Genomic DNA, 18645 nt, shown 5'->3' on the forward strand with positions numbered 1-18645 from the left:
CTCCGCGTAGACCTCCCAGCCCAGGTCGTCGCCCAGCGCGCCCGCCGTCTTGAGCAGCTCGATCATGTCGAGCGGCAGCCGGTTGGCGACCATGGAGGCGATGTTGCGCTCGCGCCGCTGCCCGGAAAGCAGGGAGGAGGGCATGCGGGCGGGCTCCTCCACCAGCAGGTGGACCAGGTCCGTGCGCGTGATCACGCCCACCAGGTCCTCGCCGTCCACCACGGGCAGAAGCCGCTGCCGGTTGCCCAGGATGATCTCCATGACGCGGTAGAGGTCGGTCTTGACCTCCACGGTGTCGAACTTGCGGCTCATATACTCGTCCAGTGGGACGTCGCCCAGCCGATGGGTCAGCGCCTTGTCCGCGGTCTTGTGGCCCATGATGCCCACGCAGTGCATGGTGCCGGGCGCGACCACAGGCACGTCCTTGAGGCCGTAGCGGGTCATCAGCTCCACGGCCTGGCTCATGGTCTTGTTCGCCTCGATGACCACCGGCGGGCGGGACATGAGGCCGTCCACCACGATCTCGGGATTGATCTGGGAGTAGAGCAGGGCGAAGAGGTCGTCGCGCACCTCGGCCAGGGTCTTGTCCTTGATGGTGGCCGACGCGGCCACGGCGTGGCCTCCGCCGCCCATGGACGAACAGATGCGCCCGACGTTGACGTCGGGGTTGCGCGAGCGGGCCACCACATGGATGCGGTCCGCCATGCGGCCCAGGGCGAAGACCACCTTGATGTTCTCCATGTCCACCAGCTTGTGGACCAGCAGGGCGAAGTCCGGCACGAACCGGTCCGTGGACAGCTCCGTGATCACCACGTCGACGCCGTGGATATCGTAAGTGCCCGCGTTTTGAAGCAATTCGCCCAGATGGGTGATCTGTTCGGCCGAGAGATCCTGGGAAAGCACGTCCGAGATCAACTCGGTGTCCATGCCCTGCCCCTTGAGCCACCCCGCGGCCTCGAAATCCTGCTGAACCGTGGAGTTGAAGCCGAAGGAGCCCGTGTCCTCGTAGATGCCGAGCCCCAGGAGCGTCGCTTCCTCCGGACTCAGGGCCACGTCCTGCCTGCGCATGAGGTCCACCAGGATAGTGGTGGTGGAGCCCCAGTTGCGGAGCACGGTCTTTTCGGCCGCCAGGTCGTCGTCCGTATCCGGATGGTGGTCGTAGAGGTGGATGCGCAGCCCCGGATTGTCGAGCAGGGGCCGGACGTGCGGGATGCGCAGGCGCTGCCGGGTGTCCGTCACCACGAGGAGCTCTACGGACGACGGATCGATGTCCTTGAATGACTTGAAATTAAAAAGATACGTCGTGCTCTCGATGAAGAAGTGGCGCAGGTTCTTTTCCTGGCTGCCCGGAAAGATGAGCACCGCGCCGGGATAGATCTTGCTGGCCGCGACCATGCTCGCCAAAGCGTCGAAATCCGCGTTGGCGTGGGAGGTAATCACCGTCTTGGCTACAATTTTTTCCGTATTTGCCATGGGTTGCCTTTTTCCGTGATCACATGCCCGACCGGGGGTGGAACTGCTGATGCATGGCCCGCAGCCGACCCGCCTGGATGTGGGTGTAGATTTCCGTGGCCGAAATGTCGGCATGGCCGAGCAGGATCTGAACCGTGCGCAGGTCCGCGCCGCCCTCCAGCAGGTGGGTGGCGAAGGAATGGCGGAAAGTGTGGGGCGAGATGGACCGCTTGATGCCTGCCTGCTCCGCATATTTCTTTATCAATTTCCAAACTCCCTGGCGGGTGAGTCCCTTGCCCGACCGGTTCAGGAACATGAAGTCCTCGGAGGGCTTGAAACCGGGACGGACGGTGTCCAGGTAGGCGTTCAGCACCTTCTGGGCCGTAAAATGGATGGGCACCAGCCGCTCCTTGGCCCCCTTGCCGAAGACCTTGAGCAGTCCCACCTGGGGATCGTAATCCAGAACCCGCATGCCGATCAACTCCGAGACACGGAGCCCGGCGGCGTAGAGCACCTCCAGCATGGCCCGGTCGCGCAGGCCGAGCGGCGAGTCGTCGGGGAGGGCCAGGACGCGGCCGATCTCCTCCCGTGTCAGGAATTCCGGCAGTTTTTTTGGCAGCTTGGGGTTGTCCAGGAGCTGGCCCGGGTCCTCCTTGTACCACTTTTCCTGCACGGCGAAGGCGAAAAATCCGCGCAGGGAGGAGAGGTGCCGCGCCAGGGAACGGTTCTTCAGCCCGCGCGCCCGCAGGTGGGTCAGGTAGAGGAACAGGGTCTTGTCCGTGATGTCCTCCAGCCGGAACTTCTTGTCCGCCAGAAAGGCGAGGAGGGCGGTCAGATCTTGGGAATAGCTGACCAGGGAATTCTCGGAGAGCCCCTTTTCTATGAGGACGTGCTCCAGGTAGCGGTCCACCCAGTGGTGGGTCGGGAGGGCGGTTTCGCCCGATTGTCGTGCGCGAGCCATGATCACGGTATAATCAAGATAACATCTTGTTCTTTAAAGTGATACATAAAGTATTAAGCTCCATGCTCACGCCGGGAAAATCCCCTTTGCCAGCATTTCATCCCCTTGCTATCAAGGGAGCGGCCAAAGAGCAATAATCCTTCGCATTGACAGTCGGTCTACGCCCAATTATGAAGATTGCTCCAAGCTTACTGAAGGAGTTACCATTCATGGCAGATTTCAAGTTGGCAAACCGCCTTTCGGCGCTCCCCCCCTATCTTTTCGCCGCCATAGACAAGGCCAAGGCCGAAGTGGCGGCAACGGGCATGGACATCATCAGCCTGGGCATCGGCGATCCGGACCTTCCGACCCCGGATTTCATCATCGAAGCCCTGTACGAAGGCGCCAAGAAACCCCAAAACCATCAATATCCTTCATATATCGGCATGCACGCCTTCCGCAAGGCCGTTGCCGACTGGTACAAACAGCGCTTCAACGTGGACCTGAACCCCGAGACCGAGGTGGTCAGCCTCATTGGCTCAAAGGAGGGCATCGCCCACTTCCCGCTGGCCTACGTCAATCCCGGCGACCTGGTCCTGGTGCCCACGCCCAACTATCCGGTCTATCCCGTGGCCACCAACTTCGCTGGCGGCGAGGTCAGGTTCATGCCCCTGCTGGAGGAAAACGACTTCCTGCCCGACCTGGACGCCGTTGACGACGCCTCCTGGGCCCGGGCCAAGATGATCTTCGTCTGCTACCCGAACAACCCGACCTCGGCCACCGCACCCAAGGAGTTCTACGAACGCCTGATCGCGAAGGCCAAGAAATTCAACGTCATCGTCGTCTCCGATCTCGCCTACAGCGAAATCTACTACGACCCCGCCAAGAAGCCGCTCTCCATCCTGGAGTGCGAGGGCGCCAAGGACGTGTGCATCGAGTTCCACTCGCTGTCCAAGACCTACAACATGACTGGCTGGCGCATCGGCATGGCCGTGGGCAATCCGAGCCTGGTGGCCGGTCTGGGCAAGATCAAGGAAAACGTGGACTCGGGCATCTTCCAGGCCGTGCAGGAGGCGGGCATCGCCGCGCTGACGAAAGGGGAGCCGTACGCCGAAAAGTTCCGCGCAATCTACAAGGAACGCCGCGACATCATGAGCGCCGCCCTGAACAAGGCCGGGATCAAGCATCGGCTGCCCGACGCCTCTTTCTACCTGTGGTGCAACACCCCCAAGGGCTACACCTCTTCGGAGTTCGTGACCAAGGTTCTTAAGGAAACAGGCGTGGTCCTGACGCCCGGCCAGGGCTTCGGCACGCCCGGCGAAGGGTATTTCCGCATTTCCCTGACCGTCAGCAACGCATTGCTGGAGGAGGCGGTATCCAAAATTTCCAAACTGTAAACTGCTACGTCAGCCTGGGGTCCAATCAGGGCGATCCTGAGGACAACCTCAACTATGCCTTGACGTTGCTTGAAGAATACGGCGACGAAATCCGGCTCAAGGCCTTTTCCAGCTACTACCTGACCGAGCCCCAGGGCGAGGTCAAGGACCAGCCGTGGTTCACCAACCAGGTGGTCAAGCTGGAGATAGACGCCGAAATATGGGCTCCGGCAGGGTTCCTGTCCACCTGCACAGCCATCGAGGCGCAGATGGGCCGGAAACGCCGGCAGCCCGGCGGTCCGCGTCCCCTGGACATGGACATCATCGCCTGGGGCGACACGGTCCAGGACGACGGCTTCCTCACGCTCCCGCATCCGAGGGCCAAGGAACGCGCCTTTGTCCTGATCCCGCTCAAGGAGATTGAACCCGATTTCGTCTTTCCCGACGGCGCCACGGTGGACGAGGCCCTGGCCGCCATCGAATACCGGATGGAAGGCAACAAGATCTGGCAGAACGGCTAACACGGCAGGAGGGCGAACATGCTGAAACTCATAGTCATCGGTGCAGCTATTTTCCTTCTTTACAAGCTTTTCACGGGCGACAAGAAGAAGAAGGACATGAAAAGCGAGAAGGACATCAAAGCCAAGGTGGCCTCCGGCGAGATGGTAAAGGACCCCATCTGCGGGACCTATGTGGAGCACGACGGCATCATCCGCGTCCGCAACGGGGAGAACGTGCATGTCTTCTGTTCCTACGAGTGCCGGGACAAGTACCTCAAGCAATTGGAAGCCATCACCGTCAACGACGAGAAGAAGGAAGAGGAAAAGGGCGACAAGGAAGCCTGATTCCGACATCCCGCGCACATATTATCGGAAAAGGCCCGTCAAGGGCCTTTTCTTTTGCCTTTTTTTCATCAGCGGCCGAGCCGAGCCATCACCCCGCATCAACGGTCCACACCGCCCGGCAGGGCATGGCCCCAGTCTTTCGATAAATACGGCGACCGTCGTTCCCAAAGCGCAGAGCCGAAATCGAATCTGACCTCGGACAACATCTCCGGCAAACGAAATCCAACAAAGACCCGACATCCATCCCGAGACAGGGAAGACCGACAAAAGGCGGAATCCGCCAACCCGGATTCGCTCAGATTTGCCTTCTCCGGCGTTTTTCGCGTTGAGGACGAGCCGTGTATCGAGAATTTATCGACAATGCGTCCTGGGGCAAACATCAATGGATGTCTGGAGCATGTGGACACAGTCAACTCGGGAGCTTTAACTTTTAAATTGTATTATCCCAAGTGGTTATGCATTTGTCTCATAATGTAAATTATGTAAACTTTTAAGAATTAAAAGTCCGGGTTTATCGATCAAGCCCCAAAATCGCTCCATTCGGTCAGTCACTCCCCGGCCGACTTCTGGGGCATTGAGAGTTTTCACCGGTACTGTTATGAAGTGGTCAAAATCCGTAACAACCATCACGACCAAGTTCGAGACACCATGAAAAAAACTCTGCCGATTTTCATCGCCTGTCTGTTTGTCCTGGCCTCCATGCCCGCCCATGCCCAGACCGATGGCGTCTCATTTGACGCCTGGCTGGAGAAATACGGCGCATGGGACCTCCTGGAAAAGGAAGTCGCCGCCGAATCAGCCGACACCCCGGCCTCCATTCTCAAGCGCGCCCAAGTCTATCTGAACCTCAATTCCCCGGACAAGGCCTTGGAACTCATCGAAATGACGCCCTCTTTCGATGACAACGCCACCGAGGCCCAGCGGCTCTTCCTGGGTGGCCAGGCGCAGCGGGCCTTGGGCGACCTGCCCAAGTCGGTGCTCTGGTTCACCCAGTCAGCCAAATACTTCCAAAATCCCGGAGAGATGCGAACGAAGTTCCGGGCGGAGCCCCGGCTCGGCGCCATCTGGGCGGACGTCTGGACGCAGAGTTACTGGTCCTATCTCGCCAATTACACCCTCTCCAAGCAGTCGCAATGGGACGCCCTGCATCAGATTCAGGACATCGGCCGCTCCGTCTGGGGCGATGATTTCTGGGAAAAGACGGCGGTTGTCCTGGCTTCGCCGAGCCAGGTCCTGACGCCCCCCGCGCCGACCGACGCCAAAGGCCAACCCCTGCCGCCTGTCGTCACAGCAGCGGACACCGAGCTGGTTGTAAAGGCCATGGCGCTCGTTTCATTGGAAAAATTCTCCGAAGCAAAGGCCTTGGTCGAAACCATTCCCAACGAGGCGGCCCGAACCTTCTGGCTGATGGTCGTCGCCTTTTTGGAGACCGGCCAGCAGCCCGCGGACCTGTCCATCTTCCAGCCGGGCGACTTCATGAAGGCGCACGCCTTCTGGTCTGGCAACATTCTGGCCCCCTATTCGGCCTCCCGCGCCCAGTGGGTGCTGGGGAATCCCGAGTCCACGCCCTGGAAAAAATTCCGCAACAATCTGCTTTCCATGCCCCAGGGCCAGGCACAGAAGGCCATAGACAACGAACTCGGCTCCATGCTCATCTCCGAGCAGACGGCGGCGCTGCTCAACAGCTTCAAGCTCGCGCTGGCGCTTTCGGCAGGCGATTTCATCGATTCCGCAACCACTTGGAATAAAATGGATAAGCGCCAGCTTCCCCTGGCCCTCCAACTAGCCGCCCTACTACAGTTCAAGGACAGCTTGAAGGAAATCCTGCCCACGGACACCACGGCGGCCTTCCAGATCTACCCAATTCTCTGCGCCCTTTCCGGGGCCGCCGGGCACGAATTGAACCCGTCCAACGAAGCCCCTTTCTGGACCAGGGTCACGCCCGACAACCTGCAGCGGCTTTCCCAGCGCGACTGGCCGCTGGACAAGCTCCTGCTCCTGGCCGACTGGCAACGGCAGTTCGCCCTAAATCCCACCGACGATCTGGCCAAGCGCGGCGCGTTCCTCTTCGACAACACCTCGTTCGGCATCCAGTGTCTGCTGCACCTGGCCGACGGCGCGGTGCGCGCCAAGGACCTTCAGCTCGGGGCCTATTACCTGAACAAGGTCCAGGCGGAATCCCTGCCGCCCACAGAAAAGATGGCTTGGCTCGACACCAAGATCCGCCTGGAGCTCGATGCGGGCCGCCAGCCCGCCGCACTTGCCACATTCAAGGAGATGAACGCGATGGGCCAGCCCATCCCGACCATGACCCGGCTGCGCATGGCCCTGCTCTACCAGCAGGAGCGCGATTTCGACGCGGCCAAGACGCAGCTCCAGGCCATGTGGGACAAACGAAGCGAGATGACCACCGCGCTCCAGGCGGAAACCCTGTTCTGGCTCGGCGAAGGCGAACAGGCCACCCGCAACACTGAACAGGCGTTGCAATATTACCTGCGCCTAGCCTGGCAGTATCCGCAGGAGAACATCTGGGCGCTCACGGCTATGTACCGCGCCTCGCTCATTTATGAGAAGCGCGGAAAATACGAGACGGCCAAACGGCTGCTGACCACCGTGGTCCGCCGGGCGGACCGCCCGGAACAGCGCGAGGCGGCCAAGGCGCGTATCGACGCCATTGACCGCAAGTCCGGCGCATTGCCCGAAAGCTCCAAAGGCGGCTTGGCTTTTCCTTTCTAACCCGATCGAACACCTACGACGGAGACGAATAAAAGAAGCAAGCCGACCATACGGTCGGCTTGCTTCTTAGTGATCTCCGAACGGGACCGGGACTAGCTCACGGCTCCGGCCTGGATGGAAGCCGGAGCGGACAGAGCCTGACGCAGCAGCTTTCTGGCGGCCGCGAGAACCGATTCATGACTGTCGTAATAGTCCTTCCGGGCGATATATTTCCCCATTCCTAATTTCTCAAGGCTCTCCCGCTGGTCGCTCCGCACAGCCAGGAGCACACGGATGCCGGCGGCTTGCAGCTTCTCCACGATTTCACCCAAAGCGAAAACGGCCGAGATATCCATGAAAGGCACGTCCAGGCAGTTGACCACAACCACCTTGGTCCCGAGCATGGCGGCGAATTTGTCCTGCATGTTGGCCGTGGTGCCGAAGAAGAACGGCCCCCGGATGGTCACGACCTGGATGCGATATTCGGTTTCAAGCTGGATGGCTTCCTCCGCTCGCTGGTCCACGGAATTGGCCTCGACTTCCGTGATGCTTACACTGCACTGACGGGCGGTACGAACGGCGACCATCACGGCGGCAAGGGTGACGCCCACCCCCACGGCCACGATGAGATCCACGAAAACCGTTACCCCGAAGACCACGACCATGACCAGAAAATCGGCGCGCGGGGCCCGACTCGCCAGTGAAAGGAGACGGTAATCAATGATGTCCACGCCGACCTTGACCAGGATGCCCGCGAGCACGGCCATGGGGATGTGCGAGGCCAGCGGACCGATGCCCATCAGGATGGACAACAGCAATGCGGCGTGTATCACGCCGGAAACGCGGGTTGTGCCGCCCGCTTTGATGTTCACCACGGTGCGCATGGTCGCTCCGGCTCCGGGCAGGCCCCCCAGCAGCGCAGCGGCCATGTTGCCTATTCCCTGCCCCACGAGTTCGCGGTTGGAGTTGTGTTTCTTGCGCGTCAGCGAGTCGGCCACAACGGAGGTCAGCAGCGAGTCGATGCATCCGAGCGCCGCCAGGGCGAGCCCCAACCCGAATATCCGGCCGAGCTGGGACACCTCTAAACCGGGCATCGACAGCCGGGGCAAGCTCGACGGGATGGCCCCGATGGTCGCCACATCCCAGTGCTGCCCCCAGGCGAGGGCCGTTCCAGCCACCAGTGCGATCAGCGGCGACGGCACCACGCGCGAAATCCTCGCCGGGACCATGAAGACTATGGCCATGGTCAGCCCGCCCAGCGCGAACGCCTGCCACTGGAAATGGCGCACGGCCTCGCCCAGGCTCAACACGGCGGACAGCGGCGAACTGACCGAAGGATGCCCGAGCAGAGGGTGCAACTGGAGCAGGATGATGATCACGCCGATGCCGTTCATGAATCCTGAGACCACAGGGTACGGAATGAACCGGACGAACGTGCCCATCTTGGCCGCGCCCAGGATCACCTGCAACAACCCGGCGATCAGGAAGACCGCGACCACGCATTGCGGATTGCCTGGAAAGGCGATGACCGCAGAGGCCGCCACGATGGTCATCGGACCGGTGGGGCCGGAAATTTGCGTCGGCGTCCCGCCGAAAATCGCCGCAAAAAGACCAAGGGCGATAGCCCCGTACAGGCCAGCGGCCGCCCCGGCTCCCGAAGCCACCCCGAAGGCCAGGGCCAGCGGAAGGGCTACAATCCCTGCCGTCAGTCCTCCAAAGCTATCCCCTCTCAACCGTTTCAAATCATATCCGAAAAATTTCACTTTACTAACCTCGACGCAAACAGTTCCATACCACTGCTCGAGAAAAGAACGGTCCGTCATTCATCTGCGGCACCGAAGCTCTTTCGAAACAACCACCGTCACCCGGGGGCCTCATTGCCCAATATCATCGTGATGCATGCCGAAAGGAGACAATCGTCACGGAGAACAGGAACGGCCCTTCCCGCCCGTGGACCATATGGCATGGCCGAGAACGCCGAGATTCACCGGCTTGGGCAGGTAGGCGAAGGCCCCGAGCCCAAGATAGGCGGCCCGGTCCGCTTCCGACTCGTGGTCGGCGAGAATGAGGACATCGACGTCCGGGCACTCGCTTTTGATGCGGCGGAGGATGTCGATACCGTTATTGCGGGATGCATTGACGTCCAGCACCAGGACCTCGTTTCCCCGCCCTCTTTCCGGGCTCCACGCCCGTTCGTCATAGACTGAAAATGAGCGCGCCGGGGATTGCAAACGAGAAGAACGGGTCAGCAGGAACCGACGATCCTCGTCGGCCGTCCTGAGCCGAACGGCCTGCCGCCGAACTTCATCATAAGCGGCGGACCGCTGATAGCCCGTCCCGACGCCGACTTCGATGTCCTGAATACCCTGCGTTCCGGCCAGGGCGCGGCAAAGCCCCCGCGCCAGGACCTCAAGCATGGCCCGATGATTGTTGATGACGAGGGAAACCGCGCCATCCCTGACGGAAACGGAAACGGGATACCCCGTGAGCGCAACGCCTACCTTTTCGGCCAGCTCGCGATCCAGCGGACAGCACGCCGAATCAATGTCGCCCGCCGCCCTTGCGTCCAAAACAGGCGCTGCGCTGCGCCGTCCCCTGCGCGCGCAAATGTCGCCCTGCCAGTATCCTCCGCCAAGGCCCATCTCGACGCCACGAACGCCGACAATTCCGGACAGTTCGCAACGCAAGATTCGTCCCAGTGAATCAATCGCCGCCCCATGGTCGCCAAATCGCACGGAGACCCTGCCGTGGTCCGCAGAAACCGAAAGGCCATGCCAATCATCGACGAGCGCGGCGTTGACCCTGGCCGCGAGCAAAAAATCATCCATCGAGTGACGGATGACGCCGGAATCCTGCATCGCCACCTTGGTGAGCTGCTTCACGATCAGAAAGGCGCTCTGCGCAACGCCGACGGCGCTGACGGGTATGAGCAGATCATAGAGTTCGCCAGCCCACGGAGTCGGCCCGTCCGTCACGGCCACAGCCCAGTCGGCCCGGATGGCGTCGTCGACTCGGATACGCTCACGAGCGTCCGGCTTCGTCAGGCCATATATCTGTTCCGCCATGTGCAGACGGTCTTTCATATCCGAAATCAGGCAGACCCGCAGGACGCCTTCCAACTCCCGATTCACCAGCAACGCAACGTAGCCATGGACGATGACATTTGTTTTCGCGGCGAGCCTCTCAGCCAGGGCCAGCCGCAACCACCCTATTCTCTGCTCGCGGTCGCGGGGGGCAACGGGAATGACGGCAGTCTCAGCCGTACGGAACAATTCAAAAAACGCCCTTGGGTCCAATCCGGACATCCCGGCCGCATCCATGATGATATCGTGGTCGGAAACCAGGTGAAATCCGTTGAGGTCGATGACGCTGGATACAACCGGGTCGGCATTGCAGAACAATCCACTGAATATGGCTATTGCGGTCATATTTCCTCATGATCGACGTCGCGGGACGCGAGCGGCAGAATTTAAGGCCCCTAATCCGCTGAAGTCCTATGGCGGACGGCCCAATCATTTTACAAATTGCTCATCCCCCCTCACGGGAGGACAATCCGTTTCAAATTATTCGTGCGCAACATGCAGGAATCAAACCAAATATAACATAATAATTTTAAATGATATTTTATGGCAATTGGCAATTGCCGAATTTCATGTTGCGGGCCAGAAACCTCAAAAATCATTTTGAAGCCCCCTACTGCCACCTCCAATATGTCGATAATATAATAGAATAGAGGTAATTAAATTGGCATGCCAAATAAGGGTAATTGGCAAGACTCCACACGGATGCAGGATGATTTCCTATTGATGATTTCATCGGATTTTTGATCTGTTAATCCAAAAAATCGAAAATTGATGCTATTCGCCCCCCCATTTCCCGCTCCCGGCCAATCACTCCACTCAATGAGCCGGGAAAAGTCGGCAATCAGGCGACAACAGCCGGTATTCGCGCCATAAAATTGTAATCCAAGCGCCCGGTTGTTGCTCAATTAAATTTAATTGTTTCAGTGTGTTGATAAAATCATATTCAGTTATTGCGCAAAGTCAACGACGCAACCCCTTCGAATGAAGGCTAACGCCGAATCGTGCAATTCTCCGTGCCCCCTCACGCGCTCCAACAAGGATTCTCGGCTACTGTCTCACGAATGGAGTAATGTCCTTGCCTCGGCAAAGCCCGAAAAGAAAAGGGCCATGCCGGCAGCATGTACCGGCATAGCCCTATTTTATTGAGATGGATGATCAAACGATCAGAAACGCTCGAACTCCTCCTCATCGCTCATGTCCAGACTCACGCCCCCCCCCAAGGCCTTGGGGGGAACCGACTTGCCTGCGGCGCGAGGCAGCGCCTTGCCCGAAGACTTGCGGGCAACAACCCGCGTCTTTCTTTGAGAGGCCGCATCGCCATAGGCCGCGTCCGCCATATTGGTCTTGAAGAACGCCATGGTTGCCTGCAACTGTTCCGCCTGGGCGGACAGCTCCTGGGCGCTCGATGCGACCTCCTCGGACATGGAGGCATTGGACTGGATGACCTTGTCCAATTCCTGCACGGCCTTGTTGATCTGCTCGGCCCCTGCGTGCTGCTCATTGGTGGCCACGGATATCTCCTGCACCAGCTCCGCGGTTTGGGTGATGTTCGGCACGAGCTGCCTGAGCATCTCCCCTGCGCTCTCGGCCACGGCCACACTCTGGGCGGATATCTCGCTGATCTCGGAAGCGGCGGAACCGCTGCGCTCCGCAAGCTTGCGCACCTCGGCCGCGACCACGGCGAAGCCCTTGCCGTGCTCGCCGGCCCTGGCGGCCTCGATGGCCGCGTTCAGGGCCAGCAGGTTGGTCTGGCGGGCGATCTCCTCGATGATGACGATCTTCTCCGCGATGTTCTTCATTGCATCGACGGCCTGACTGACCGCCTCGCCGCCCTTGCGGGCCTCCTCGGCCGCCCTGATGGCGAGCCCTTCCGTCTTGCTGGCGTTTTCGGCGTTTTGGGTGATGTTGGAGGCCATTTCCTCCACGGAAGCAGACACTTCCTCAATGGACGCGGCCTGTTCCGTGGAGCCCTGAGACAGGACCTGGGAGCTGGCGCTCAGCTCCTCGCCTCCGGCGGAGACGTTTTCGCTGGCGCTCTTGACCTGGTTGACGATCCCGAGCAGCCGCTCCACCATCAGCACGAAGGCGTCACGCAACACCGCAAGTTCGGCCTTGAAACTGCCCTCGATCCTGGGATCGAGCATACCCTCGGCCAACGTGGCGAACTTGGCCTGAATGCGTTGCAGGGGAATAGTCACCAGTTGTCTGACAAAAAAGAAAATGATCAGAATAGTGAGGATCATGCCGGCGACGCCGAAAGCGATCAGGAACCGCTCCAGGGAGTATGCCGCGCTCATGAGGTCGTTCTGCTCGGCGCTCAGGGCCACGATCCAGCCCGTCATGGGAACGTTGCAGAAGGACATGTATTTGACCGCGCCCTTCCAGTCATAGGACATGAACCCGGTCTTTCGGCTCACCGCTTCCCGAATGAAGGGGTAGCTGGACAGGTCCTTGAAGATGAGGCTCTTGTCTGGATGGGCGAGTATTATGCCCTTGGGGTCGACGATGAAGCAGTATCCGTTGGCGCCCACCTTGATCGGGTCGATGAACCGGTCGGTAAAGGCCCCGGCAAGGACCGACTGGCCGATCAGTCCGATGGTCCGGCCATCCTTCTTGATGGGCACCACAATGGCGACCCTGGGCTTCTTCGAGACCGGGGACAAGGTGATGTCGGAAATATAATACGGAGAATTGTCGCCTATGATTCTGGCATAATAACCTTGCGAGCTGAAACTCTTTCCCTTGCTGCCCGTATTGGTGCCGACCATGTTGACGCCTTGGGAATCGTGCACGAACAGTGATTCCAGCGCACTGTCCCGCTCCTTGGCCTCCTTCAATATCCGCGCGGCAACGGCGGTATCACCGTGATCGGCGGCTTCGATGACGCTCGGCTCGGAGGCCAACAGAAACATGTACTGCAATCGCTCATTGAGCCAGCTCTCCAGTGTTGCCCCAACCGACTTGGAATTTTCACTCAGCGTACTCTCCACGACCGAAAGCGTCAGCTTCTTCGTTCCGATATTTACGGCAACAAATGTACCGACAACAAGCAACAAGACCACGAAGCTGACAACCAGCACCAACCGTTGTCCCAATCCTAACTTAAGCTTCATTGCATTCCCCCGTTATGCATGCGAGGCTGATCTGTTCCTCATTCTGTCCAAAACGACCCCTCGTCTCACGCTCAAGCCTGGGGATGAGAACAAGTGTCGCCCGATCCACTCCGCAATCGCGGCAGTTACTTTAAGAAACATGCACGCCACACATTTGTTACAACTATAGTATGTGTTACAAAGGACATCCGCATCGGGGAGGCTGAATCAAAAGGGGATCAATCGGATTGATTCATAGCCTCCCCACCGATGCTTCAACTTAACACGCAACAGGGAAGAGGACTTTTATAATCTCATTCAAAACCAAAGATAACAAAATCTCCGAGGTAAACAGACCTGTCAAATATCGGCAATACAATTTTATGAAATGCCTTATTGTCAGGTAAAATGACCGTGTTGCAGGAATATTAAGCCAGTGCTTAGAATTTCAATAGAATGGCTTATTGCACCGTGAAGACTCTTGCGCAGACGGAAAAGACCGTCCTCAAATTTGATGACAATTCTTTTCCATTTATGGAGATGATGGTCACGACCTGAATATGGTGCGCATGATGCCCCCAACGCCGGTGCCCGCCAAGGAGGGTGCAGACGCCATGTCCGCTGAACAGGATGAGGATTTTCCCGATGCCACTCATGAGTCCGAAGCCAACCCGGGTACGGAATGAACCGCACAAACGAGTCCGGCCGGGCCGAAAAGGAATCGGACTGGGGAAATGATTGGTCGCGATCCGGGCTTTCCCGGGATGATCGGGTTGAAATCATCTTTCCCGCCGTCGTCCTTTGTCTGGAAATTTTGATCGGAATTCCAGATTGATATGACCGGACGCTTACGGCGTCGGACAAGAGCGGTGCTTTTCGCTCGCAGCCCGGATTGTGTGGTTGAGCACGGCGGAATTGACCGGCTTGCGCAGGAAGGCGAAGGCGCCCAGGTTGAGGCAGGCTTCCCTGCCCCGTTCCGACTCCCGACCGGCCAGGATGAGGACTTCCGTGCCCGGGTGCGCCTGCTTGAAGCGCTGCAGGACCGGGGCATCGTCCATGTCAGGCATGTCGAGCACGATGACGCCGGGCTCGGCGTTGTCGAACTCTTCGCTGGCAGCCTTGACGTCGTAGACGGCAAAAAAACCGATGTCGTTGTGGGACCGCAGCCTATCCGACAGGAACAGGGCCTCGCCACGACTGTCGTTGGCCATCAACGAACGGGAAATGCGGCGGCGCGCCTGCAGGCAGGCGGCAACCTGGTGATACCCCTTGCCGATGCCGACCTCGACGCTTTTCACGCCCTCCAGAATGGAGACCAGATCGGCGATACTCCTGCCAACGGCTTCCAGCATCTTCTTGTGATTGTTGACGATCAGGGAAACTACCCCGTCGCAGGCGTGGACCGAAACGTCGTACCCCTTGCGTTGAAGCGTGGACTGAATGCAGGCGGCGAGTTCGATGTCCTCTGAGTGCTCGCCGGCCGGGTCGGAGGCGCTCGGCTTCAAGGTGATGTAGCGCGGCATGTGCGACCGGCGGTTGACCATGGGCTCGGGCTGCTGCACCCGATCATAGACATCGACTTGATCGTACCGGCTGCCCACGCCGATCTCCACGTACCGCACGCCGTCCAAGGCGGCGACGAACTCCGCCAACTGCCGGGTGGCGGTCCTCAGCGTCTTGTCGTGGTCGACAAAGCTCAGCCGCACGGCCCGCTGGCGGGCGGTCGCAACCAGGTCGTAGCCCAACCCGAAGAGGGTTGTCCGGACCCGGGACGCCAGCAGAAAATCGTCCAGCCGCTCCCGCGCCTCGTCTGTGTCCTGCACCGCGCCGCTCGCCAACTGTTCCACGATGAAGCGGGCGCTCCCCCGGATTCCGGTGGCGCCGACGGGGATCACCATGTCATATAACGGCGTGGCCCAATGATCGTTGCGATCTGTAACGGCAATGGTCCAGTCCGCGCGGGCCCGGTCGTCGGACTGGATGAGCTCCCGCGCCTTCCGCTCGGAGATCTTCCGCTCCCGGACGGCCTTGGCCAACCGCTCCGGCATACCGGAAACCAGGCAGACCCTGAGGATGTTGTCGATCCCAACGGGCGGCAAAAGCGCGGCATATCCCCAAAGGACGATATCCTGTTCTCCAGCGAGCCTCTCGGCCACGGCCAGGCGCAGCCAAGCGATGGCCCGCTCCCGGCCGGACCGGTCGTCGGGCGCGGTGTCGCCACAGGACAGCGCCCTGGCGAGCCGCCGTTCGCTCAGCCCGGAAAGGCGGGCGGCGGCGGCAATGATCTCCTGGTCGGTCACCAGTCGATACCCGGTGATCTCCAGGACGTTTTCCACCACTGGATCTGAATCGCAAAACAGGCCGTTGAATACGGTAATGGCTGTCATCGTACGCTCGTTTGAATCGTTAGTATGCGCTGTCGCGGAATTGGGTACTGCAGGGTATAACCACCGGGGCGGCAACCGTTGTCATTTGCAACAAGCAAGCCTCCCTAAACAGGGCCATTTTCGATTTCCGGCCGGTTTACCCCTCTCTGAGAATCCGTTTTCCTCAACAAAAACAGGTTATCATGGCAACACTGCCGACCAATGATCTGGCAATGATTGCAGAAAGCGTTCCAGATGCCATAAACGCAAGCAGAGCAAAAAACCGTTAATGAAAAAGGAAGGAAGATGGAACCGATGGTTTTCGACAGGTAAACGCCCCTCGGAATGGACAAGGGAAGCGCGTTTCGGGATGAGCGTCTCGACGACCGGATCGGCCAAAGGAAAAGGGTTGCGGCTAGTTGCCGCAACCCTTTGATTTCGTGGTGCCGAGGGGGGGATTCGAACCCCCACGGAATTTCTTCCACTGCCCCCTCAAGACAGCGTGTCTACCAATTCCACCACCTCGGCACTTTTCAATGAGGGATTACTCGCTCTTCTGAGTCTCCGCGCCGGTATCCTTGAACTGGACGGCGGGCTTCTTCTGCTCCGGCTGGGGCACCGGCTGCACCGTTCCCTGGCCCTGAAGCATGATGGACTCCTGATTGGAGACCTTGTTGCCGGTAAGGACGTTGTAGGTCAGCGACGTCAACAGGAAGACGGTCGCCAGTCCCGCGGTCACCTTGACCAGGAGACCTCCCGCGCCGGTGCTGCCGAACATGGTGCTGCTGCCGCCGCCGAAGATGACTCCCATGCCCTCATGGCCGGACTGCAGCATTACCGCACCGATCAGGAAGACACAAGCGAGAACATGTATGACAATAACTAACGTTTCCACAATCCGATCCTTACATCTGGCTCCGTTCGATGGCTTGCAATATCAGGCCAGTACGATCTGCGAAAAGCTTTCGCTCAGCAAGCTCGCGCCTCCTACCAAGACTCCGTCGACATTGTCAAGCGCAATAATTTCGGCGCAGTTGGCAGGCTTCACGCTACCACCATACAAGATTCTTATTTTATTACCTTTTTCGCCAAACTCCGCCTGCAATATTTTTCTGATGCAGGCATGGGCCTCCACGATCTCGCCGGGCCCGGCCACCTCGCCGGTGCCGATGGCCCAGACCGGCTCGTAGGCCACGCTCAGGTCGGCCGGGTTAACGTCCCGGGGCACGTCCTTGAGCCCGACGTCGAGCTGCCGCCTGAGAACCGCCTCAACCTGCCCCGCCCTGCGCTCATCGATCTTCTCGCCGACGCAGAGGATGACCTTGAGGCCCGAGACCAGGCCATAGGCCGTCTTCCTGCCGACCAGTGCGTCGTCCTCGCCCAGGACGTGCCGCCGCTCGGAATGGCCGGTCAAACCGTAGGCAGCCCCGGCGTCCAAGAGCATGGCCGGGGAAATCTCCCCGGTGAAGGCTCCTTCAGCCTCGGTGTAGAAGTCCTGCCCGCCCGTGGAAAAGCCCGCGAGCGGCCCAAACACGTCCGACACGCCCTTCAGGGCTGTGAACGGCGGGAAGATCAGCACCTCCCGGTCGTCGGGCAGTTTCGAGGCAGTCAGGTCCGCGAGCGACTGCGCCGTGGCCCTGGCGTCGTCCCAGGTCTTGTACATCTTCCAGTTGGCTGCCATCAGTTTTTTCATCGGTTCATGCACTCCTTTAGCGTCTTGAAGGCGGGCAAATCCTTGCCTTCGAGGAATTGGAGGAACGACCCGCCGCCCGTGGAGATGAAGCTGAACTTGTCGGCCAGGCCCAGGGAATGGACCACGGCGTCGGTGTCGCCGCCGCCGACAATGCTCAGGCCGTTCTCCAGGCCGGCTATGGCCCGGCACACCGCCTTGGACCCCTCGGAAAAGGCCGGAGTCTCGAAAAGTCCCATGGGGCCGTTCCAGACGACCGTCCGGGCCCGCCCGAGAACCGCCTCGAACCGCTTGATGGTCTCAGGTCCGATGTCGAGCACCAGGGCGTCGTCCGGGATGGCGTCCACCGCGCAGACCCCCTCGGATTCAGTGGCCTTGTGCGTGTAGGCGTATTGAAAATCCACCGGCAGGTGCAGCTTGGAGCCCAGCTTCCCGGCCCGCTCCAGGATGGCCAGCGCATCGGCCGTCAGGTCCTGCTCCACCAGCGACTTGCCCACGGAATATCCCTGGGCAAGGAAAAAGGTGTTGGCCATGGCCCCGCCGATGACGATGTCGTCCACCTTGCCCAGCAGGTTGTTCAGAATGCCGAGCTTGGTGGAGATCTTGGCCCCGCCCGAGACGCAGACATAGGGCCGCGCCGGGTTCTGCAGGGCGTCGCCCAGGAACTCAAGCTCCCGCTTGAGCAGGAAGCCGCCGCAGCAGACCTTGGACTGCCGGGGCACGTCCACCACCGAGGCGTTCTCCCGGTGAGCCACGCCGAAGGCGTCGTTGACGTAGACGTCTGCCATGGAGGCCAGCCGCTTGCCGAAGTCCCCTCTTTCTTCGCGGGTCTTGCCTATCTCCTCGGGATAAAAGCGCAAATTTTCCAGCATGAGAACCTGGCCAGGCCGAAGGGCCGCCGCCATGCGCAAGGTCTCCTCGCCCACGCAGTCCGGGGCCAGAGGCACGTCCATGCCGATCAGTTCGGCCGTGCGCCGGGCCACCGGGGCCAGGGAAAGCTCCCGCACGACCTTGCCCTTGGGCTTGCCCAAGTGAGCACAAAGGATGAGCGCGACCCCGTGATCCAGGGCGTAACGGATGGTCGGC

At 59.9% G+C, this 18645-nt stretch carries 13 protein-coding genes and 1 tRNA gene; 4 read left to right on the forward strand and 10 right to left on the reverse strand.

From position 1 onward, the window contains the following. Together PHP91_RS13940 and xerD are read right to left on the reverse strand one after the other, a co-directional pair. Positions 1–1473: CBS domain-containing protein (locus tag PHP91_RS13940; protein ID WP_300141891.1), on the reverse strand; the 1473-nt coding region annotated here is incomplete at its 3' end. 19 nt (positions 1474–1492) lie between these two features. Then, positions 1493–2413, reverse strand: coding sequence for a site-specific tyrosine recombinase XerD (gene xerD, locus PHP91_RS13945; protein WP_300141894.1), 921 nt, complete (start codon positions 2411–2413; stop codon positions 1493–1495). 209 nt (positions 2414–2622) lie between these two features. Here xerD and PHP91_RS13950 point away from each other — a divergent pair, with 209 nt between their 5' ends. The 4 genes from PHP91_RS13950 (at position 2623) to PHP91_RS13965 (ending at position 7349) form a co-directional block, all read left to right on the forward strand. Beyond that, the gene (locus PHP91_RS13950) at positions 2623–3789 is read left to right on the forward strand and encodes an LL-diaminopimelate aminotransferase (protein WP_300141897.1); all 1167 of its coding nucleotides are present in this window, start codon (positions 2623–2625) and stop codon (positions 3787–3789) included. A gap of 14 nt (positions 3790–3803) precedes the next feature. Continuing rightward, the gene (gene folK, locus PHP91_RS13955) at positions 3804–4289 is read left to right on the forward strand and encodes a 2-amino-4-hydroxy-6-hydroxymethyldihydropteridine diphosphokinase (RefSeq protein ID WP_300141923.1); all 486 of its coding nucleotides are present in this window, start codon (positions 3804–3806) and stop codon (positions 4287–4289) included. An 18-nt stretch (positions 4290–4307) separates the two neighbouring features. After that, positions 4308–4613, forward strand: a complete 306-nt coding sequence (locus PHP91_RS13960) for a transcriptional regulator (RefSeq protein ID WP_300141900.1) — start codon at positions 4308–4310, stop codon at positions 4611–4613. Positions 4614–5261: 648 nt separating this feature from the next. After that, positions 5262–7349, forward strand: coding sequence for a tetratricopeptide repeat protein (locus tag PHP91_RS13965; protein WP_300141903.1), 2088 nt, complete (start codon positions 5262–5264; stop codon positions 7347–7349). Between the two features lie 92 nt (positions 7350–7441). On the opposite strand, the gene PHP91_RS13970 is transcribed toward PHP91_RS13965, so the two are convergent. The 8 genes from PHP91_RS13970 to PHP91_RS14005 all read right to left on the reverse strand — a co-directional run. Next, complete coding sequence (locus PHP91_RS13970; protein WP_300141926.1) at positions 7442–9091, reverse strand: SulP family inorganic anion transporter; 1650 nt, start codon at positions 9089–9091, stop codon at positions 7442–7444. Positions 9092–9247: 156 nt separating this feature from the next. Beyond that, positions 9248–10756 carry a response regulator gene (locus PHP91_RS13975; RefSeq protein ID WP_300141905.1) on the reverse strand — a complete coding sequence of 503 codons (1509 nt, stop codon included), beginning with the start codon at positions 10754–10756 and terminating at the stop codon, positions 9248–9250. Positions 10757–11574: 818 nt separating this feature from the next. Then, entirely contained in the window at positions 11575–13524 is a 1950-nt protein-coding gene (locus PHP91_RS13980; protein WP_300141908.1) for a methyl-accepting chemotaxis protein, read from the reverse strand. Between the two features lie 827 nt (positions 13525–14351). Then, positions 14352–15890, reverse strand: a complete 1539-nt coding sequence (locus tag PHP91_RS13985; protein WP_300141911.1) for a response regulator — start codon at positions 15888–15890, stop codon at positions 14352–14354. A gap of 420 nt (positions 15891–16310) precedes the next feature. After that, positions 16311–16397: transfer RNA gene (locus PHP91_RS13990), tRNA-Leu, on the reverse strand. 16 nt (positions 16398–16413) lie between these two features. Next, positions 16414–16764 (reverse strand): preprotein translocase subunit SecG, encoded by a 351-nt coding sequence (gene secG, locus PHP91_RS13995; protein WP_300141914.1) that lies wholly within the window; start codon positions 16762–16764, stop codon positions 16414–16416. 42 nt (positions 16765–16806) lie between these two features. Next, on the reverse strand, positions 16807–17562 hold the full coding sequence (tpiA, locus tag PHP91_RS14000; protein WP_300141917.1) for a triose-phosphate isomerase: 756 nt from the start codon (positions 17560–17562) through the stop codon (positions 16807–16809). Next, a partial coding sequence (locus tag PHP91_RS14005) for a phosphoglycerate kinase (RefSeq protein ID WP_300141920.1) occupies positions 17559–18645 on the reverse strand: 1087 nt, incomplete at its 5' end. The genes tpiA and PHP91_RS14005, both read right to left, overlap by 4 nt.

Origin of the sequence: Pseudodesulfovibrio sp., assembly GCF_028692895.1 — a bacterium.
Taxonomy (GTDB): domain Bacteria; phylum Desulfobacterota; class Desulfovibrionia; order Desulfovibrionales; family Desulfovibrionaceae; genus Pseudodesulfovibrio.